This is a genomic window from Aquamicrobium ahrensii, from assembly GCF_040545755.1.
In the GTDB taxonomy this organism is placed as follows: Bacteria; Pseudomonadota; Alphaproteobacteria; order Rhizobiales; family Rhizobiaceae; genus Mesorhizobium; species Mesorhizobium ahrensii.
Genome location: NZ_JBEPMN010000006.1, coordinates 63378 through 81193, shown reverse-complemented (window position 1 = coordinate 81193; position 17816 = coordinate 63378). Strand labels below are relative to the sequence as shown.

Sequence of the window (17816 nt, the reverse complement as noted above, 5' to 3'; positions counted from 1 at the left end):
CTCAAAACCTCGGAATGTCCGGGAACGGCATCTGGCCGCGATGGATATGCATGCGGCCAAGCTCGGCGCAGCGGCGCAGCTGCGGAAAAACCTTGCCCGGATTGAGCAGGTGGCCCGGATCGAAGGCGCATTTGACCCGCATCTGCTGGTCGAGATCCGCTTGCGAGAACATTTCCGGCATCAGGTCGCGCTTTTCCACGCCCACCCCATGCTCGCCGGTCAGCACCCCACCGACCTTCACGCACAGCCGCAATATGTCGGCTCCGAACGCCTCGGCCTTGTCCAGTTCGCCCGGCACATTGGCGTCGTAGAGGATCAGCGGGTGCAGATTGCCGTCGCCGGCGTGGAAAACATTGGCGACGCGCAGGCCATACTGTTCGGAAAGCTCGCGCATGCCGGCCAGGACGCGGGGCAGTTCCTTGCGCGGAATGGTGCCGTCCATGCAGTAATAGTCGGGCGAGATGCGCCCCACGGCGGGGAACGCCGCCTTGCGGCCTGCCCAGAAGGTCAGCCGCTCCTCCTCGCTCTGCGAGATGCGGCAGGAGGTGGAGCCGTTGCCTATGGCGATCTTCTCGACCAAGCCGATGAGGTGGTCGACCTCGACCGCCGGGCCGTCGAGCTCGACGATCAGCAGCGCTTCGCAATCCAGTGGATAGCCGGCGTGGACGAAATCCTCCGCTGCGCGGATCGCCGGCAGGTCCATCATCTCCATGCCCCCGGGGATGACGCCGGCGCCGATGATGTCGGCCACGCACTGGCCGCCCTGCTCGCTGGTGGGGAAGCCGATGAGCAGCGCCCGCGCGGTTTCCGGCTTGCGCAAAATACGCACCGTGACCTCGGTGACGACGCCCAGCAACCCCTCCGATCCGGTCATGACGCCGAGCAGATCATAGCCTTCGGCATCGAGATGCCTGCCGCCGAGCCGCACCACCTCGCCGTTCATCAGCACCATTTCCAGCCCAAGCAGGTTGTTGGCGGTGAGGCCGTATTTCAGGCAATGCACGCCGCCGGAATTTTCAGCGACATTGCCGCCGATGGAACAGGCGATCTGCGAGGAGGGATCGGGCGCATAATAAAAGCCCTCCGATTCGACCGCATGGGTGATGCCGAGATTGGTGACGCCCGGCTGGGCGACCACGGCGCGGTTGGGATAGTCGACTTCCAGAATGCGGCTGAAGCGGCTCAGAACCAGCAGAACCGCATCCTCCAGCGGAAGCGCCCCGCCCGACAGCGAAGTGCCCGAACCGCGCGGCACCACGCGGATGTTGCGGTCGTTGCAATATGTCAGAACGCGCGAAACCTGCGCGGTCGTCTCGGGCAGCACCACCACCAGCGGCAGCTGGCGATAGGCGGTCAGACCGTCGCTTTCAAAGGCGCGCATCTCGTTGATCGTATCGACCACGCCCTCGCCCGGCACGATGGCGCGCAGATCGGCGACGATTTCGGCGCGGCGGGCAAGCGTCGCCCCATCGGGCTCGGGCATGACAAGGCCGGACATGCCGCACATCTCCTCCAAACTGGTAAACTCCATTTACCAGTTAGCATCCATGCCTGTAAATCGGGCAATATCCGCCAGCAAGCGGCGAGTTGACGAGGCGCGGCCAGCGTCAATGTGACGCTGATGCGGCTGGCGGCAGCGTATGTCGCCGAAACGGAAGCAATCCTAATCGGCGCCGGCGTGCTTCGCCGGCTCCGAATGCAGCTTCCGCACGCGCCGCACCGCCCACCACACGAGCAGGATCGCCACGGGCACGGAAGCGGCCGTCACCACCTCGGGCGCGATGGCGTGGCCGAACCAGCCGGAAACGCCCTTCGCCAGATAACCGATCAGGCCGACCACATAGTAAGAGACCGCCGCCACCGACAGGCCCTCTACCGTCTGTTGCAGACGAAGCTGGAGCCGGGCGCGGTTGTTCATCGAGGCAAGCAGATCGCGGTTCTGCCTCTCGACTTCCACATCCACCCAGGTGCGCAACAGCGTCGTGGCGCGGGTCAGCTTGCGCGACAGGTTGGCCTGCCGCTCCTCGACGGACCGGCAGGTGCGCATGGCCGGAGCCATACGGCGCTGCAGGAAACTGGCGCAGGTCTCATAGCCCGGCACCACCGCCTCATCGAGCGCATCAAGGCGTTCGGTGACGATGCCGTCATAGGCGCGGCTGGCCCCGAAGCGATAGAGGCTGGACGCGGCGTCCGCCTCCAGCTCCGCCGCCAGTTCGGTGAGGTTGGCCAGAAGCTTCTGGTTGTCGCGCGTTTCGGGCACCCGCATCTCGCCGGTGATGACGGCGAGCTTGTCCTCTATGCGGCGCACCCGCCCCGAAAGTGAAAGCGCCAGCGGCAGGCCAAGCATGGCCAGCGTGCGATAGGTCTCGATGTCGATCAGCCGGTACGACAACGCGCCGGCGCGGGCGGAGGTAAGGCCGCGATCGAGGATCAGGATGCGGGTCAATCCATCGCCATCCTGCCGGAAATCGGTGATGACGGCCGCATTGCCCCCCTCCACCAGCGAATAACACAGGCTGGTCGGGTCGAAGCCCTCGATCAGCTTCTCGCTGTCCGGCGTCCAATTGCGGATTTCAAGTCGGATGCCGGAAATGACGGCGCCGGGCGGCGAGAATCCGTTGCCGAAGGGCGAATCCTCCCGCCGGCGGCCGCTTTCGGAAAGCGGGCCTTCCCAAAGGTAGGTGGAGAATTCGGTGTGCCGCTCCCAACGCAGCGTACCCTTGCCCCACTTCATCGCATGGTGGCGGGCCTGCCGGTCGGGCGCGGCGATGCCCAGCCGGCGCGACAGTTCCGACAGCACCGCCTGATCGACGACGGAGCCGCCCTCGGTCATGAAGGACAGCTGCACCAGAACGCGCGGGGTGGCGACAAGCGGATAGGGCCTTGAATGCACCTCGCCGAGCGCCCCCGGCCGCCCCTCATGCGCAGGAAAGCCCATGACGCTGCCCGTCGGGCGCGGCTCGAACTCAGGCACGGCCTCGGGCATGCTCGGACCTTCCCGCATGCGGATATCCCCAAACTGGTTCAGACAAGCAGGTTTAAAACCGTTCTCCGCCCCGCGCAAATGGCGAGTTCGCAGCCATGATGCACTTGCGTGCAGCCTAACTGGATAAACTATTTGACCAGTTTCGGCGGTTGCCGCTATGTTTCGCGGTTGTTGCTTCTTCGACAGGCGCTGAATTGACCGAAATCTTCACCCGGATCGAACATTCGCGCACGGCCGACGAGGTGGTGCAGCAGATCGAGAGCCTGATTCTCGAAGGTGTGCTGCGCACCGGAGACAAGCTGCCCGGCGAGCGTGAGCTGGCGCGCCGGTTCGAGGTTTCGCGGCCGATCCTGCGGGATGCGCTGAAGGATCTGGAGGCGCGCGGGCTGCTCGTCACGCGCCATGGCGGCGGCACCTTCGCCGCCGATGTGATCGGGCAGGTCTTTTCCAAACCGGTGATCGAGCTGATTTCCAGCCACCGCAAGGCGGGTTCCGACTATCTGGAATACCGCCGCGAGATGGAAGGCGTGGCGGCCGAATATGCGGCGCGGCGCGCGACGGCGGATGATCTCGCCGTGCTCGACGCGATCATGGCGCGCATGGACGCCGCCCACCGGGACGCGGATTTCGAGGCGGAGGCGGAAGTCGACGTCGAGTTTCATCACGCCATCGGCGAATGCGCCCACAACATCATACTGTTGCACACGTTGCGCTCCTGCTACCGGCTCCTGTCGGAAGACGTGTTCCAGAATCGGCTGCTGGTCTTCACCCTGCCGGGCGCGCGCGAGGCCTTGCTCGAACAGCACCGCGCAATCCATGCCGCCATCGCGGCCAAGGACCCCGCAGCCGCGCGCAAGGCCGCCATGGACCATATCGCCTATGTCGAGCAGATCACCGCGCAGGCGGAGCGCGCAGGCGACTGGCGGCGCGTATCGCGGCTGAGAAGACAACAACGCTCGGATCAGGGCGCCAACTGAAAGACCGGACTGACAAGATGACAGAACCGCTGACGATCGACGACCTCAAGCGCATGGCGCGGCGGCGCGTGCCCAAGATGTTTTTCGACTATGCAGATTCCGGGTCGTGGACTGAAGGAACCTACCGCGCGAACGAGGAGGATTTCGCGAAGATCAGGCTGCGCCAGCGCGTTCTGGTGGACATGACGAATCGTTCGCTGAAATCCACCATGCTGGGCGAGGAGGTGGCGATGCCCGTGGCGCTGGCTCCCACGGGGATGACCGGCATGCAGCATCCCGACGGCGAGATGCTGGCGGCGCAGGCGGCAGAGGAATTCGGCGTTCCCTTCACGCTCTCGACCATGAGCATCTGCTCCATCGAGGACGTGGCTTCCGTGACGAAGAAACCGTTCTGGTTCCAGCTCTACGTGATGCGCGACCGCGGCTTCGTGGAAAGCCTGATCGAGCGCGCAAAGGCGGCGAAATGTTCCGCCCTCGTGCTCACGCTCGACTTGCAGGTCCTCGGGCAGCGCCACAAGGATCTGCGCAACGGCCTTTCCGCGCCGCCGAAATTCACGCCGAAGCACATCTGGCAGATGGCGACCCGCCCAGCCTGGTGCATGGGCATGCTGGGCACGAAGCGCCGCACCTTCCGCAATATAGCGGGCCACGTCAAAGGCGTCGCCGACCTGTCGTCGCTGTCGTCGTGGACAGCCGACCAGTTCGACCCCCAGCTGTCGTGGGACGACGTGGAATGGGTCAGGCAGCGCTGGGGCGGCAAGCTGATCCTCAAGGGCATACTGGACCGCGAGGACGCGGAACTGGCGGCGAAGACCGGGGCCGACGCCATCATCGTCTCCAACCATGGCGGACGCCAGCTCGACGGCGCGCCTTCCTCCATATCGGTTCTGGAAGAGATCGCCGATGCGGTGGGCGACCGCACCGAGGTGTTCATGGATGGCGGCATCCGCTCGGGCCAGGATGTGCTCAAGGCGCTTTGTCTTGGCGCGAAAGGCGTGTTCATCGGCCGGCCCTTCCTCTACGGGCTGGGCGCTGGAGGCAGGCAGGGCGTGACGAAGGCGCTGAACATCATCGCAAAAGAACTGGACACGACCATGGCCCTGTGCGGCAGGCGCGACATTCGCGACGTCGGCAAGGACATGCTCTACCGGAAATGACGCGATGGCCGGCGGCGTCGATTTCATTCATGCCCGCACGCCGCCGGACCTGCGTCTCTATGCGGTCGGCGATATTCATGGCCGCCGCGACCTGCTCGAAATCTTTCACCGCCATGTTGCGGAGGAGCTGAAGTCGGATGCGCCCGGCGACTGGCGCATCGTGCATCTGGGCGACTACACCGACCGTGGTCCGGATTCGCGCGACGTGCTCGAGCTGCTCGCGCAAGCGAGGGCGCGCGATTCACATCATGTGACGCTCGCCGGCAACCACGATCTGGGATTGCTGGAATTCCTCGCCCGCCCCGAACGCTATGGGCTGTTCATGACCAATGGCGGCATCGAAACCGCCGCGTCCTATGGCGTCCAGTGGAGCGGCCCGGGCTTTTGCGTGGAAGATGAGCAGGCCTTGGGCGCGTTTCACGCAGCCCTCATGGCGGCGATGCCGCCGGCGCATATCGATCTGCTGCAAACGCTGTCCACATCGTTTGCCTGCGGCGATTTCTTCTTCTGCCATGCAGGGGTACGGCCGGGCGTCGCGCTGGAACGGCAGTCGGTGGACGATCTGGTGTGGATACGCCGCGAATTCCACAATCACACCGGGCTCTACCCGAAGGTGATCGTGCACGGCCATACGCCGGTGGCGGCGGCCGAAATCAGGCCGAACCGGATCAATCTCGACACCGGCGCTTTTCGCACAGGCAGGCTCAGCGCCATCAGGATCGACGGCGCAGACAAAAGACTGCTGACGGTTACCAGAGAGGGGGTGACTCAGTCGATCGCTGCGGTGACGCCGTAGCCGTCGACGGCGTTGTGGCCGCTCGCGGCGTCGGCCGCATAGATGCCGAGACCACCGACTGCAATGGCGGAGAGCATGGCAAAGGTCAGAAGGGCTGCTTTCACTGACGTCATCCCGGAATGCATCTGCCGGTCATCCTGCACGAAGTTGATTACCATTGCATTGAAACGCTCAAGCGCCCGAAGGGTTCGAACAGCCGGCGGAAAAACCCGTTCTCCGGCCGGTGCCGCGCCTTTGCAGTGGGCGTTCTAGAAGCAGGCGGGGCGTCGGCCAAGAGGCAAAACGGTCGTCCACAGCGGTTTCGCGCCGACGTGCCAAAATTGTCACGCCGGTTGGCGCGCCCCGATCGTCGCCACCCAGTTGCGGGCGATGGAAAGTCCCACCTCATCGGCGATGGCGCCTTTGCTCGCGGCTTCGTGCTCCAGAACCTGCGACCAGCCGGGATGACGCTTTTCGATCGTCGGAGCGAAAAATTCGCCCCATCGCCGCACCATCCCCGTATCGGCCTCGAAATGGAACTGGAAGCCATAGGCAGCGCGGCCGATGCGGAAAGCCTGATTCTCCGCAACCTCGTTGCTTGCCAGACGAACCGCGCGCTCCGGCAGGGTGAAGGTGTCGTCATGCCACTGGAAGATGGGGAAGCTTTTCGCGACTGCGCCCAGCACCGCATCTCCGGCCGCCGCCGGCGTCAGCCCGACATGCTGCCAGCCGAATTCCTTCGCGCCGCCAATATGGTTCTCGCCGCCGAAGGCGCGGGCGAGAAGCTGGCTGCCCAGGCAGATACCGGCAATGGCCCGATCCTTACCCTCGAAATCGCGGATCAGATCGAGCAGCGCGGGGAAATAAGGGCTGTGGTCGTCGGCAAGGGCATTCTGAACGCCGCCCAGAACCACGAGCGCATCGTGTCCATCGGCATTTTCGGGCAACGCATCGCCCAGCCAGGGGCGGCGCATGTCAACCTCGCCGCCGGCCTCGTCGATAGCGACACCCATCTGGCCGAGACCCGTGTTCTCATAGTTTTCGACAACAAGTACCCGCATGAAATTTCCCACCCGTGACAAAGGCGCGGCAAGCGATACCATGAGGCATGCAAGCCGGCCAAGCGGGGGGCTGGCCCCAAGTTTGGGAAAAGCGTCATGCCACTGCAAAACCGGGTCGATCCGTTCGGCGTCATCCATGCGGCGCCGGAACGCGGGCTGTTCACCGGCAATCGCGGCATCATCCATGACCCTGACACCCGGACGCTGCTTTCGCGGCGGTGGACGACAAAGGCATGGATCATCTGCGAATGTGATTTCGCCGACCGCCGCCGTGAGCCCATGGGCTGCAACGGACCGGGCGGCAGGGCGGGCTGGACCGAATTGTTCTTCCTTGACGAGGTGACGGCGCTTGCCGCGGGGCACCGGCCCTGTTTCTTCTGCCGGCGCGAGCGCGCGAAGGCTTTTCTCAGTCGCTTCGGCGAGGCGTTCCGGATCGCCACGCCTCGCGCCTTCCAGCTCGATGCGCACCTGCACGGCGAGAGGCTGGCCAGCGGCGGCCGCCCTCCAATCCTCTCCGGGGCGGACATGGACGCCTTGCCGGACGGCGTCGTGCTCGGCGTCGGCGGCGACTGTTTCACGCGCCGCGAGGGCGTCTGGTTCAAATGGTCGTTCGCCGGCTATATTCCGGTGCGTTTCAGAGGCGGCGAGCCCTGTTTTCTGATCACGCCGCCGACTACCCTTGTTGTCCTGCGCGCCGGGTACCAGCCATTCTGGCATGCTTCCGCCAGCGCTTGACGCATGCGCGCGACTGCCGCATCAGTCTGCCATGCGCGCCAATTACCGACTGCAAAGACTATTCGTATCCGGCGACCTCGCGGCCGGCGGCGAGATCGAGGCCGATCCCCAACAAAGCCATTACCTGGCCCATGTGCTGCGGCTTGGCGAAGGCGCCGAGCTTCTCCTGTTCAATGGCCGCGACGGCGAATGGTCGGCGACCGTCTCCGCGATCCGCAAGAAAGCGGTTCGGCTTTGCGTCGGCGGCCTCCAGCGTCCGCAGCCCGCGGCGGCCGGCCTTATCTATTGCTTCGCCCCCCTGAAGCGGGAACGGCTCGATTATCTCGTGCAGAAGGCGGTGGAAATGGGGGCCGGCGTTCTGCAGCCAGTCGTCACCCAGCACACGCAGGTGCCGAAGCCCGGTCTCGACCGGCTGCGCGCCAATGTGATCGAGGCGGCCGAGCAATGCGGCGTCCTGGCCGTTCCCGACCTGCGCGAAACGGTGCGGCTGGAGCGCCTGCTGTCCGACTGGGAAAGCGGCCGGCGGCTGATTTTCTGCGACGAGGACGCCGCCACCAACAATCCCATGGCTGCGCTGGGCGCCATCGCCGAACGCAAGCTCGCCCTGCTTGTCGGCCCGGAAGGTGGCTTCTCCGACGAGGAACGACATATGCTGCGGGCCTTGCCTTTCGTCACCGCCATTCCGCTCGGGCCCCGCATATTGCGCGCCGACACGGCGGCGGTCGCCGCCCTTGCCGTCATTCAGACCACGATCGGCGACTGGTAGCTTCAGGCTGTCGCTGCCGCCGCCTGTTTTTTCGGCCTCACCCGCTTGCGTGAAAGATGCGCCGGCGCAGCCTTCAGCTTCACGGCGGGCTTGTCGTCGAGACCCAGGGTCGCCGCTTCCGCGACGGAGCCGGCGACGAAATCGGCGCTGATCGCATCCGCCCTGATCGCAGCTTCATCACCCTGCGCCTGCGGCAGGAAGATGCCGACGCGCAGGCCGGGTTTCGCCCGTTTCAGGCGGCGCACGGCATGGCGGGCATGCGCCTGCGAGCCGGCGTTGAGGAAAACGACGATAACGGTGTCGACCCCGGCCAATGGCAGGGACGAGACGGCGCGACCCTCCAGCGCGGCATGCGCGCCAGTGACGACCTCCGCGCCCTGCACTTCCAGCACCTGCGCCAGCATGGCGGCGGCGGCATCGTCCAGTTCGCCGCGTCCGCCAAGACACAGCAGGGAGCGCCCCTCGCCATCGGGCAGATCCGGCGTCTCGATCGCGTCTTCATCTTCTGAAGAGGTATCCTCCTTGTCCGTTTCCTCCTCGTTGTCGTCCTCCTCTTCCTCCTCCTGCGCGATGTCCTCCAGATTCTCGACCAGCGTGAGCGCGCTTGCAGCCAGAAGACGGCGCTGCTCCCCGCTCATGACGCCGCGCTGGCGGTCGCTTTCGCCGATCAGCAGTGCGGGAATGCCGATGTGGTCGTAATAGTCGACGAGATATTGCTCTTCCAGAAACTCTTCGGCGTTGTCGGTCGCCTCGTCGGGATCGCCGGCCAGAAGCCGCTGGTAAAGCCGTGCGTGGGGCTCCAGGACCGGCTCGTTGCCAAGCATGACGTCCAGAAAGGCGAATTGCGGCACATGCCGTCCGAGCACCACGAGGCACACGGTGAGCGGCGTCGAAATCACCAGCCCGAGCGGTCCCCACAGCCAGGTCCAGAAGATCGCCGCCACGATGATGGCGAGCGACGACAGGCCGGTGCGCGTGCCATAGAGCCACGGTTCCATGATGTTGTTGGAGATGAGCTCCATGACGAGGAAAAGCCCCGCCGTCCACAGCACCATCGACCAGCCGGGCGCGACGGCCAGCGCCAGAAGTATGGGCATCAGCATGGCGATGGCCGGACCTATATAGGGCACGAAGCGCAGCACCAGCGCCAGAAGCCCCCACAGCACGGCGTTGGGAATGCCGATCAGCCACAGGCCGAGGGCGATGGGAATGGCGTAGGTGGTGTTCACCACCAGTTGCATCAGCAGATATCGCCCGACGCGCTTGCCGGCGTCCTGCAATGCTTCGGTGGTGCGATGCAGGTCGCTGTAGCCGACAAGACGGATGAAGCGGTCGCGCAGATCCTCCCGCTCCAGCAGCATGAAGATAACGACGACGATGATCAAGCCGGCGGTGGCGAAGGGAGCGGCCAGCGGCACGATGACGTTCTTCAGCGTCTCGATCGGATGCTGGCGCGCGACGATTTCCACCGGCAGCGGCTCGCGCTGCGGTTCCTGTGGCGCGGCCTGTTCCGGAATGCTGGTTCCGCGCTGAAGCTCGGCCCCGACACGTTCGACCGCGTTGCTCAGCCGCTCGATGACGCCGCCATTTGCCCCCACATCCCGCAATGAGCGGACTTTCTCCAGTATGTTGGCCTGGTAGGCGGGAATGTTCTGCGCCAGATTGCTGACCTGTGTGCCGACGACGAAGGAGAACAGGCCGATGGCCATGAAGGCGACCGTCACGGTCACGATAACGGCCGGCGCCTTGGGAATGGAGCGCTTGCGCAACGCGGACACCATCGGCGCCAGCGCGAAGGTCAGAAGGAAGGCGATGGCGAGCGGCAGGAATACGTCGCGACCCAGATACAGGATGGCGGTGACGCCCACCATGGTGACGGCGGTGGGCATGAACGGGCGCGCATGTGCGCCCTCGCCGGCCACAGCCGCCGCGGCCCGGCGCTTCGGCGCGTCATTCGCTGCTGACATGGCATCCCCTCGCCTTCCTGATGCGCGCAATGCGGTTTGAGCGGAAAATGCCGCAGGGCCGCACAAGGTTCCCTCGGACGCCAGCGAAACGTTCATGTTTCGCAACCGGCTTCACGCAGCATGAAGTTTCGTTGAAGGCTGGTTCTACAGTTTTCGCTTGATCGGGTGCGGTCATATCGTCCAACTAGCCGCGCGACTCTCCCGAGGTGCCACGGCAATGAGGTTTTCATGGCGCGCGACACGACCGATTTCAGCCCTGTAGAAGGCCTTGACGAGCTGGTGGACTATCTCGCCGCCGGCAACAAACCGCGCGAGAAATGGCGCATAGGCACCGAGCACGAGAAGTTCCCCTTCTATGTGGACGGCCATGCGCCGGTGCCCTATGGCGGCGAGCGCGGCATCCGCACCCTGCTGGAAGGCATGCAGGAGAAACTCGGCTGGGATCCGATCATCGATGCGGGCCGCATCATCGGCCTCGTCGAGCCGACCGGACAGGGGGCGATCAGCCTGGAGCCGGGCGGCCAGTTCGAGCTGTCGGGCGCGCCGGTGGAAACCATCCACCAGACCTGCCGCGAGGGCAATGCGCATCTGGCGCAGCTGCGCGAGATCGCGGAGCCGCTCGGCATCCGTTTCCTCGGCCTTGGCGGCAGTCCGAAATGGACGCTGGCCGAGACGCCGAAGATGCCGAAGTCGCGCTACGAGATCATGACGCGCTACATGCCCAAGGTCGGCGCGCAGGGCCTCGACATGATGTATCGCACCTGCACCATTCAGGTGAATCTCGACTTCGAGAGCGAGCCCGACATGCGCCGCAAGATGCAGGTCTCGCTGAAGCTGCAGCCGCTGGCGACGGCGCTGTTCGCCAACTCCCCGTTTACCGACGGCAGGCCCAACGGGCTGCAAAGCTGGCGCGGCGAGATATGGCGCGACACCGACAACCAGCGCTCCGGCGTGCCGCGCTTCTGCTTCGCGCCCGATTTCGGCTTCGCCGACTATGTCGAATGGGCGCTCGACGTGCCGATGTACTTCGTCATTCGCGAAGGCCGGTATCACGACATGACGCATATGACCTTCCGCCAGTTCATGGGCGGCGCCGCCCGCAACGACCTGCCGGACGGGCTGCCGACCATGGGCGACTGGGCCAACCATTTGTCCACGCTGTTCCCCGACGTGCGCCTGAAGCGCTTCCTCGAAATGCGCGGCGCCGACGGCGGCCCCTGGCGGCGCATCTGCGCGCTGCCGGCCTTCTGGGTGGGCCTGCTCTATGATGAGGAGGCGCTGGCCGCAGCAGAGACGCTGACCTCGAACTGGACCTATGAAGAGGTTGTGGCGATGCGCGACGCCGTTCCCGCACAGGGCATCAGCGCACCGTTCCGCAACACAACCTTGCGCGAAGTCGGACGCGAGGTGCTGACGATCGCCCGGCAGGGGCTGAAGAATCGCGCCCGCCTGAACCGCGACGGCTACGACGAAACCTCTTTCCTGCAAACGCTGGACGAGGTGGTCAGCCGCGGCACCACCACCGCCGAGGAAATGATCTCGGCATACCACACCCGCTGGGGAGGTTCGATCGAACCGGTGTTCCTCGAATACGCCTACTGATTCCCCCTTCCCCAGCAGAACGAAAATTTCCGGATCGCCATGCGTCCTTCCGGACACAAAGGATGATCCAACACCTTGAATGCGCGCATCGTGCTTCCCGAAAATCGATTCCGATTTTCGGGCCGATGCTGTAGTCTCGCCTCCACGCATTGCCGGAGGACGTAGGATGCAGAACCTGTTCGAAATGCTGGCCAGGGCCCAGAACGGCCAGGGCATGGAGGCGCTGGCGAAGCAGTTCAACCTGTCGCAGCAACAGGCGCAGGCGGCGGTCGAGGCGCTGCTGCCGGCCTTCTCGCAGGGACTGAAGCGCAACACCGCCGATCCCTACGGCGTCGGCGGCTTCCTCAGTGCGCTGGCCAGCGGCCAGCACGCGAAATATTTCGAGGACGCCAGCCGCGCCTTTTCCCCGCAGGGGGTCGAGGAAGGCAATGGCATCCTCGGCCATCTGTTCGGCTCCAAGGACCTGTCACGCGCCGTTGCGGCACAGGCGGCGCAGGCCACCGGCCTCGGCCAGCAACTGCTGCAGCAAATGCTGCCGGTCATCGCCTCGATGATCATGGGGGGCCTCTTCAAGCAATCGACCGGGCAGATTCAGGCTGCCGGCGGCTTCGGCGACAATCCGTTGGGACAAATCATCGAAGAGATGATGAAACAGTCCGGCGCGGGACAGGCCGCGCCCCGGCAAAGGCAGGCCCCGCAAGATGGCGGAGCCGGAAATCCGTTGGGCGACAACCCGTTCGGCAAGATCTTGCAGGACATGTTCGGCGGCGGGCAGGCGTCTCCGCAAACCCGGCAGCAGACGCAGAACCCGGCCCGGAATCCGGCCGGAAATCCCTGGGGCGACACGCCCTGGGGAAAAATCCTGACCGACATGCTGGGCGGCGGCGCTCAGGGAACGCCCGAATCCGATCCGCAGCCCCGGAGCCAGACCCCACCGCAACAACGGCAGGCAAACCCGGGCGGCAAGGCGAAAAACCCTTATGACGACCTGTTTGGCCAGATGTTCGAGACCGGCAGCCGGCAGCGCGATGACTACCAGAAGGGCATGGAATCCGTTTTCGACCAGTTTCTGCGGGGCATGGACCGAAACCGGTAAGCCCGCATGAAAAAGCCCGGTCCAGATCGGACCGGGCAAATGCAGGCAAGCCGGAGGGGGCCGGAAGGGTTATGCCTGCCAAGAGCATTTCGGCTTTGCGCTAACCGCATCGCACTTTTGCTGGGAGCTGCCGAAAGGTTTCAGAGCGGTCCGGCCACGATCGTGGCGCGGGCGTCGGCGATGGCCCGCAGGCGCGCCGTCGGATCGCCTGCGAACCGAACCTCGAGAGCGTCATGAAGGTCGCTGCGGCTGACGCCAATGTCGGCCAGTTCGGCTTCGGTCATCTCGCAAAGGCGATTGAAGGCGCGGCGGTTCCTCCACAGCGTCAGGAGACGACGAACGTCAAGACCAAGGCGCGCCAATGCGGACGGGCGTACGGAAATGCGCGAAACGGGGGCGGCACAATCACAAGCGGTCATTTCACAGTCTCCGGCAATTGCACGCGACAACCCGACGCGCCGTGGGAGACGGCGCGAAGGCAGCCGAATGCACGTTCATCTGCGCCCTTGGGGGCGCGGTGATCCTGGGGCTTCCTGAGAGCGTCCCTTATCTGCCATCTGGCGATTGATTAATCCAACGAATGTTTTTAATATTTACGATCAACATCGCTGATGGATTCACCATGAAGCCGCCTCTCGATCTCGACCAGTTGCAGACTTTCATCACCATTGCCGACACCGGCAGCTTCACGCGCGCCGCAGAGGAGGTGCATCGTACGCAATCGGCCGTCTCCATGCAGATGCGGCGGCTGGAAGAGCGCATCGGAAAGCCCCTGTTCGAGAAGGAAGGACGCTCCAACCGCCTGAGCGAAGAGGGCGAGCGGCTGCTTTCCTATGCGCGCCGGCTGCTCTACCTGAACCGCGAGACACTGGCCGCGTTCGATGACCAGCGGCTGGAGGGCACGATCCGCATCGGCACGCCCGACGACTATGCCGACCGCTTCCTGCCCGAGATCATGGCGCGATTTTCGCGGTCCAATCCCCGCGTCGAACTGACGGTCGTGTGCGAGCCGACGCCGGGCCTGGTCGACCAGATCAAGCGCGGCCAGCTCGACATCGCGCTGGTCACGCATAACGATGCGCGCGGCCAGTCGGAAGTGGTGCGGCGCGAGCCTCTTTTGTGGGTCAGCTCCGCCAACCACGCCGTCCATGAGCAGGAAATTCTGCCCATGGCCTTCGGCCGGCCCAACTGCGTGTGGCGGCGGGCCGCCTGCGACGTGCTCGACGGCATGAGCCGCGAATATCGCATCCTGTTCACCAGCTTCTCGGCCACCGTCATCGCCGCCGCTGTCCTCTCCGGCCTCGCCATATCGGTTCTGCCGGAATGCGCGCTTCGGCCCGGCATGCGGGTGCTTGGCGAGGCCGACGGTTTCGGGATCCTGCCCGACTGCCGCATCGGCCTGATGCGCGGCCAGACCGATCAGCCCGAGATTGTCGACGCGCTCGCCCGCCACATCGCCGAAAGCCTCGACAACATATCCGTGCCGGCGCTTGAAGACGCCGGGGGTGTCGGCTTTTCCGCGCAGGCGCTCAACCGCGCGCGGCGCGGCGTTGCGGCCAACATGCTGCCCGGCTGGTGAGGAAACGGCGGACAACGCAGGCCATGCCTTGACCCGACGCGCCTGAAACGGCCCTATCTTCCCATGAACGAGACCGCCCCCGAATCACGCGGCGACGCTTCCCGCAGCAACGCCGCCGAGTTCACCGTCAGCGAGATTTCCGGCGCGCTGAAGCGCACGGTCGAGGACGTGTTCGGCAATGTGCGGGTGCGCGGCGAGATTTCCGGCTACCGCGGCCCCCATTCCTCCGGCCATGCCTATTTCGCCCTGAAGGACGACCGCGCCCGGCTGGAAGCGGTGATCTGGAAGGGCACCATGTCGCGCCTCAAATTCCGTCCCGAAGAGGGCATGGAAGTGGTGGCCAGCGGCAAGCTCACCACCTATCCGGGCTCGTCCAAATACCAGATCGTCATCGACAATCTGGAACCGGCCGGAGCCGGCGCGCTGATGGCGCTTTTGGAGGAACGCAAGCGCAGGCTGGCCGCCGAAGGCCTGTTCGATCCCTCCGCCAAGCGCCGCCTGCCCTACATGCCGTCGGTCATCGGCGTCATCACCTCGCCGACCGGCGCGGTGATCCGCGACATTCTCCACCGCATCCGCGACCGCTTCCCGCTGCATGTGATCGTGTGGCCGGTGCGCGTGCAGGGCGAGACCTCCGGCGCGGAAGCGGCGGCGGCCGTGGCCGGCTTCAACGAACTGCCTCCCGACGGGCCGATGAGACGGCCCGACGTGCTGATCGTGGCGCGCGGCGGCGGCAGTCTCGAAGATTTGTGGGGCTTCAACGATGAAGCGCTGGCGCGGGCCGTGGCCGCATCGAAAATCCCGGTGATCTCGGCAGTGGGCCACGAAACCGACTGGACGCTGATCGATCTCGCCGCCGATGTGCGGGCTCCGACGCCGACCGGAGCCGCCGAAATGGCGGTGCCGGTGCGGGCTGAACTGGAAGCGACGGTCGCGGCGCTGGCCTCGCGGCTGCAAGCGTGCATGTCGCGCCGGCTGGAACGCGACCGGCAGGCGGTGCGGGCGGCGGCGCGCGCCCTGCCCTCGCCGGACCAGTTGCTGGCGCTGCCGCGCCGCCGTTTCGACGAGGCGGAAAGCCGGTTGCAGCGCGCGCTGGAAGTGGGCGTCGAGCGCAAGCGCGCGCGGCTTGTCGCGATCCGGCTGACGCCGGCAGCCCTTTCCCGGCGCATGAACGAAGCGCGCCTGCTGATCGGCCGCGACATGGCCCGCGCGCAGGCCGCGTTCTTCGCCGTGGTGCGGGAGCGGCGCGAACATCTGCGGCGCAGCGCGGCACGGCTGACGCCGGCGCCGATCCTGCGCCGTCAGCGCTTGCAGGCCGATACACTCGCTGTGCTGACACGGCGCGGCGACCAGGCGATGACCGTGCGGCTGGAAAAACTGCGCGCCCGTCTCGTGCAGGCCGATCGGCTGCTCGCCACGCTGAAGCTCTCCGAACAGGCCATACTTGAACGCGGCTATGCGCTGGTGCTGGACGAGCAGGGCGCGCTGGTGCGGCGCGCCGCCGATATCAGGCCGAATCAGGGGCTGGAACTGCGTTTCGCAGACGGGGCCGCAAAGGTGGTGGCCGGAGACGGCAAGCCCACAGCGGAAACATCCCGCCGCCCTGCGCCGAAACCCAGAGACAGCGGCGGACAGGGTTCTCTTTTCTGACAAAGCCCCGTGTCGGGGTCATGTCGATGGCCGCATCTGCGGCCTTCTGGAAAAGCTCAGCCGTTTCCTGCGGCGGCGTTGGAGCGGCGGGATTTTTCAGCCGGCGTCACTTCGGCGTCCTTCTCCGCCTCGGCAGCATCTTCCAGATGGAACGCGATAAGCTCCTGAATATCGCCGACCTCCTCCTGAATGTCCTCGAGCGGAATGCCGGATCGCGCCGCCTGCTCGGCGCATTCGCGCGCCAGCGTTTCGGCCTGCTCGTCGAGCTTCGCCGGCACGACAGGCGACTGGCACTTCTCGCCTATCCATTCCTGCAAAAACCTGATGGCCTGTTCGCTCATTCTTGCGTACCCCGCATCTTCTGATCCGGTTCCGTTACAGTCAAAGGTTTGGGTAGCTCAAAAATATGCCGGTTGCTCATCACACTGCGTCGCCGCGTGTCAGACAGCGCTGGACATGCCGATACCCACCACTCGATACATAAGGAATGACGGGGAAAGGAGGTGGTACCGTTGGCTGGGCTCGAACCAGCGACCTCCGGATCCACAATCCGGCGCTCTAACCAACTGAGCTACAACGGCACAGGGCCTGCCAAGGCTCATGCTTCCAGCGAAGCGGCGTCTGCCCCGGCGATGCGTCAATACGGTCTAATGAACTCTAATTCAAGCCATGTGAACAGGAAAACATCACAGGCCATGCCTGGAGAGCGGCTCTTTCCCCATGGTGACCGCCGGAAACAGAAAAGGCCGGCGGGAGGAGGGCCGGCCTGTTCCGTTGTGGAGACGATCCCTGCGGCCTGCGGGAGGAGCCAGCCGCAGGTCCGGAAGTAAAGTCAGGCGGCCCTGGGGCCCTTGAAGGTCTTTTCGACCGCCGACTTGATCGGCTTGGCGACCTCTTCGGCAGCCTTGGCGGCGACGGACTGGAAATCCCTGGTCTGGGCCACGGCGTCCTCGAAGCGCTGACGCAGGAAGGAAGTCTGCAGTTCCACCACTTCCGACAGCGAGCGGGCGCCGACCAGCGCTTCAAGGTGTGCAAAGCCGGCCTCGGCATTGGTGCGCATGGCGGCGATCGTCTTCAGCGAGAGGTCGCTGGCGTTCGAGCGGGCGGCCTCATAGGTGGACTCGAAAGCCTTCTGGGCTTCCTCGCCGCCAGTCTTCAGCTTGGCATAGGCCTGCTTGGACTGCTCGATGCCCTTCTCGGCGAAATCACGCACCTGATCGGCAGCGCTGGAGGCGTCGAAGGTCGGGAATTCAACGGTTTCTGCGGTCTTGGTCTTGGTCATTTCGGTCCTTTCGGGAACGGGGGGGCTTTGACTCAACGCCAACGGGTCCCATTTATCATCCGAACATATAGCACAGAATTTGTGCGATGCAATATCTTTGCTGCAATGCAACATGGCAGGCTGCATGACATTAACCACACAGGCAGGATTCCGGCCTTTGCAGCCTGTACGTTGTGGACGCCG

General features: G+C 65.0%; 17 protein-coding genes and 1 tRNA gene. 9 read left to right on the top strand and 9 right to left on the bottom strand.

Annotation, left to right across the window (positions count from 1 at the left end):
- Position 1: 1 nt before the first annotated feature.
- Together ABID44_RS10005 and ABID44_RS10000 are read right to left on the bottom strand one after the other, a co-directional pair.
- Positions 2–1498 carry an FAD-linked oxidase C-terminal domain-containing protein gene (locus ABID44_RS10005; RefSeq protein ID WP_354151567.1) on the bottom strand — a complete coding sequence of 499 codons (1497 nt, stop codon included), beginning with the start codon at positions 1496–1498 and terminating at the stop codon, positions 2–4.
- A 165-nt stretch (positions 1499–1663) separates the two neighbouring features.
- On the bottom strand, positions 1664–3004 hold the full coding sequence (locus ABID44_RS10000) for a DUF3422 family protein (RefSeq protein ID WP_354151566.1): 1341 nt from the start codon (positions 3002–3004) through the stop codon (positions 1664–1666).
- Positions 3005–3180: 176 nt separating this feature from the next.
- Here ABID44_RS10000 and ABID44_RS09995 point away from each other — a divergent pair, with 176 nt between their 5' ends.
- The 3 genes from ABID44_RS09995 to ABID44_RS09985 are packed head-to-tail and all read left to right on the top strand — an operon-like array spanning position 3181 to position 5916.
- Positions 3181–3963 (top strand): FCD domain-containing protein, encoded by a 783-nt coding sequence (locus tag ABID44_RS09995; RefSeq protein WP_354151565.1) that lies wholly within the window; start codon positions 3181–3183, stop codon positions 3961–3963.
- Between the two features lie 17 nt (positions 3964–3980).
- A complete protein-coding gene (locus ABID44_RS09990; protein WP_354151564.1) occupies positions 3981–5120 on the top strand; it encodes an alpha-hydroxy acid oxidase in 1140 nt (379 codons plus the stop codon).
- 4 nt (positions 5121–5124) lie between these two features.
- Positions 5125–5916, top strand: a complete 792-nt coding sequence (locus tag ABID44_RS09985) for a metallophosphoesterase (protein WP_354151563.1) — start codon at positions 5125–5127, stop codon at positions 5914–5916.
- Here the strand turns inward: ABID44_RS09985 and ABID44_RS09980 are convergent.
- Together ABID44_RS09980 and ABID44_RS09975 are read right to left on the bottom strand one after the other, a co-directional pair.
- Positions 5889–6020 (bottom strand): hypothetical protein, encoded by a 132-nt coding sequence (locus ABID44_RS09980; RefSeq protein ID WP_354151680.1) that lies wholly within the window; start codon positions 6018–6020, stop codon positions 5889–5891. The two genes, ABID44_RS09985 and ABID44_RS09980, sit on opposite strands and share 28 nt — an antisense overlap.
- A 219-nt stretch (positions 6021–6239) precedes the next feature.
- Positions 6240–6956 (bottom strand): type 1 glutamine amidotransferase, encoded by a 717-nt coding sequence (locus tag ABID44_RS09975; protein ID WP_354151562.1) that lies wholly within the window; start codon positions 6954–6956, stop codon positions 6240–6242.
- A gap of 96 nt (positions 6957–7052) precedes the next feature.
- Between ABID44_RS09975 and ABID44_RS09970 the strand changes: the two genes are divergently transcribed.
- A complete protein-coding gene (locus ABID44_RS09970; RefSeq protein ID WP_354151561.1) occupies positions 7053–7691 on the top strand; it encodes a hypothetical protein in 639 nt (212 codons plus the stop codon).
- A 31-nt stretch (positions 7692–7722) separates the two neighbouring features.
- Complete coding sequence (locus ABID44_RS09965) at positions 7723–8457, top strand: 16S rRNA (uracil(1498)-N(3))-methyltransferase (RefSeq protein ID WP_354151560.1); 735 nt, start codon at positions 7723–7725, stop codon at positions 8455–8457.
- A 2-nt stretch (positions 8458–8459) separates the two neighbouring features.
- Here ABID44_RS09965 and ABID44_RS09960 read toward each other — a convergent pair whose 3' ends face one another.
- Complete coding sequence (locus ABID44_RS09960) at positions 8460–10424, bottom strand: AI-2E family transporter (RefSeq protein WP_378226861.1); 1965 nt, start codon at positions 10422–10424, stop codon at positions 8460–8462.
- A gap of 228 nt (positions 10425–10652) precedes the next feature.
- Between ABID44_RS09960 and ABID44_RS09955 the strand changes: the two genes are divergently transcribed.
- Positions 10653–12026, top strand: a complete 1374-nt coding sequence (locus tag ABID44_RS09955) for a glutamate--cysteine ligase (protein WP_354151559.1) — start codon at positions 10653–10655, stop codon at positions 12024–12026.
- A 166-nt stretch (positions 12027–12192) separates the two neighbouring features.
- Positions 12193–13122: a DUF937 domain-containing protein gene (locus tag ABID44_RS09950; protein ID WP_354151558.1), complete on the top strand. Its 930-nt coding sequence runs from the start codon at positions 12193–12195 to the stop codon at positions 13120–13122.
- Positions 13123–13262: 140 nt separating this feature from the next.
- Here the strand turns inward: ABID44_RS09950 and ABID44_RS09945 are convergent, their stop codons facing one another.
- Positions 13263–13541, bottom strand: coding sequence for a DUF1127 domain-containing protein (locus ABID44_RS09945; protein ID WP_354151557.1), 279 nt, complete (start codon positions 13539–13541; stop codon positions 13263–13265).
- Between the two features lie 203 nt (positions 13542–13744).
- Between ABID44_RS09945 and ABID44_RS09940 the strand changes: the two genes are divergently transcribed.
- Positions 13745–14701, top strand: coding sequence for a LysR substrate-binding domain-containing protein (locus ABID44_RS09940; RefSeq protein WP_354151556.1), 957 nt, complete (start codon positions 13745–13747; stop codon positions 14699–14701).
- Positions 14702–14764: 63 nt separating this feature from the next.
- A complete protein-coding gene (gene xseA / locus ABID44_RS09935; protein ID WP_354151555.1) occupies positions 14765–16351 on the top strand; it encodes an exodeoxyribonuclease VII large subunit in 1587 nt (528 codons plus the stop codon).
- A 56-nt stretch (positions 16352–16407) separates the two neighbouring features.
- Here the strand turns inward: xseA and ABID44_RS09930 are convergent, their stop codons facing one another.
- From ABID44_RS09930 to ABID44_RS09920, 3 genes are all read right to left on the bottom strand, one after another.
- On the bottom strand, positions 16408–16692 hold the full coding sequence (locus tag ABID44_RS09930; protein ID WP_354151554.1) for a hypothetical protein: 285 nt from the start codon (positions 16690–16692) through the stop codon (positions 16408–16410).
- Between the two features lie 163 nt (positions 16693–16855).
- Positions 16856–16932 (bottom strand) — tRNA-His (locus tag ABID44_RS09925).
- Between the two features lie 251 nt (positions 16933–17183).
- Positions 17184–17633, bottom strand: coding sequence for a phasin (locus ABID44_RS09920; protein ID WP_354151553.1), 450 nt, complete (start codon positions 17631–17633; stop codon positions 17184–17186).
- Between the last annotated feature and the right edge of the window lie 183 nt (positions 17634–17816).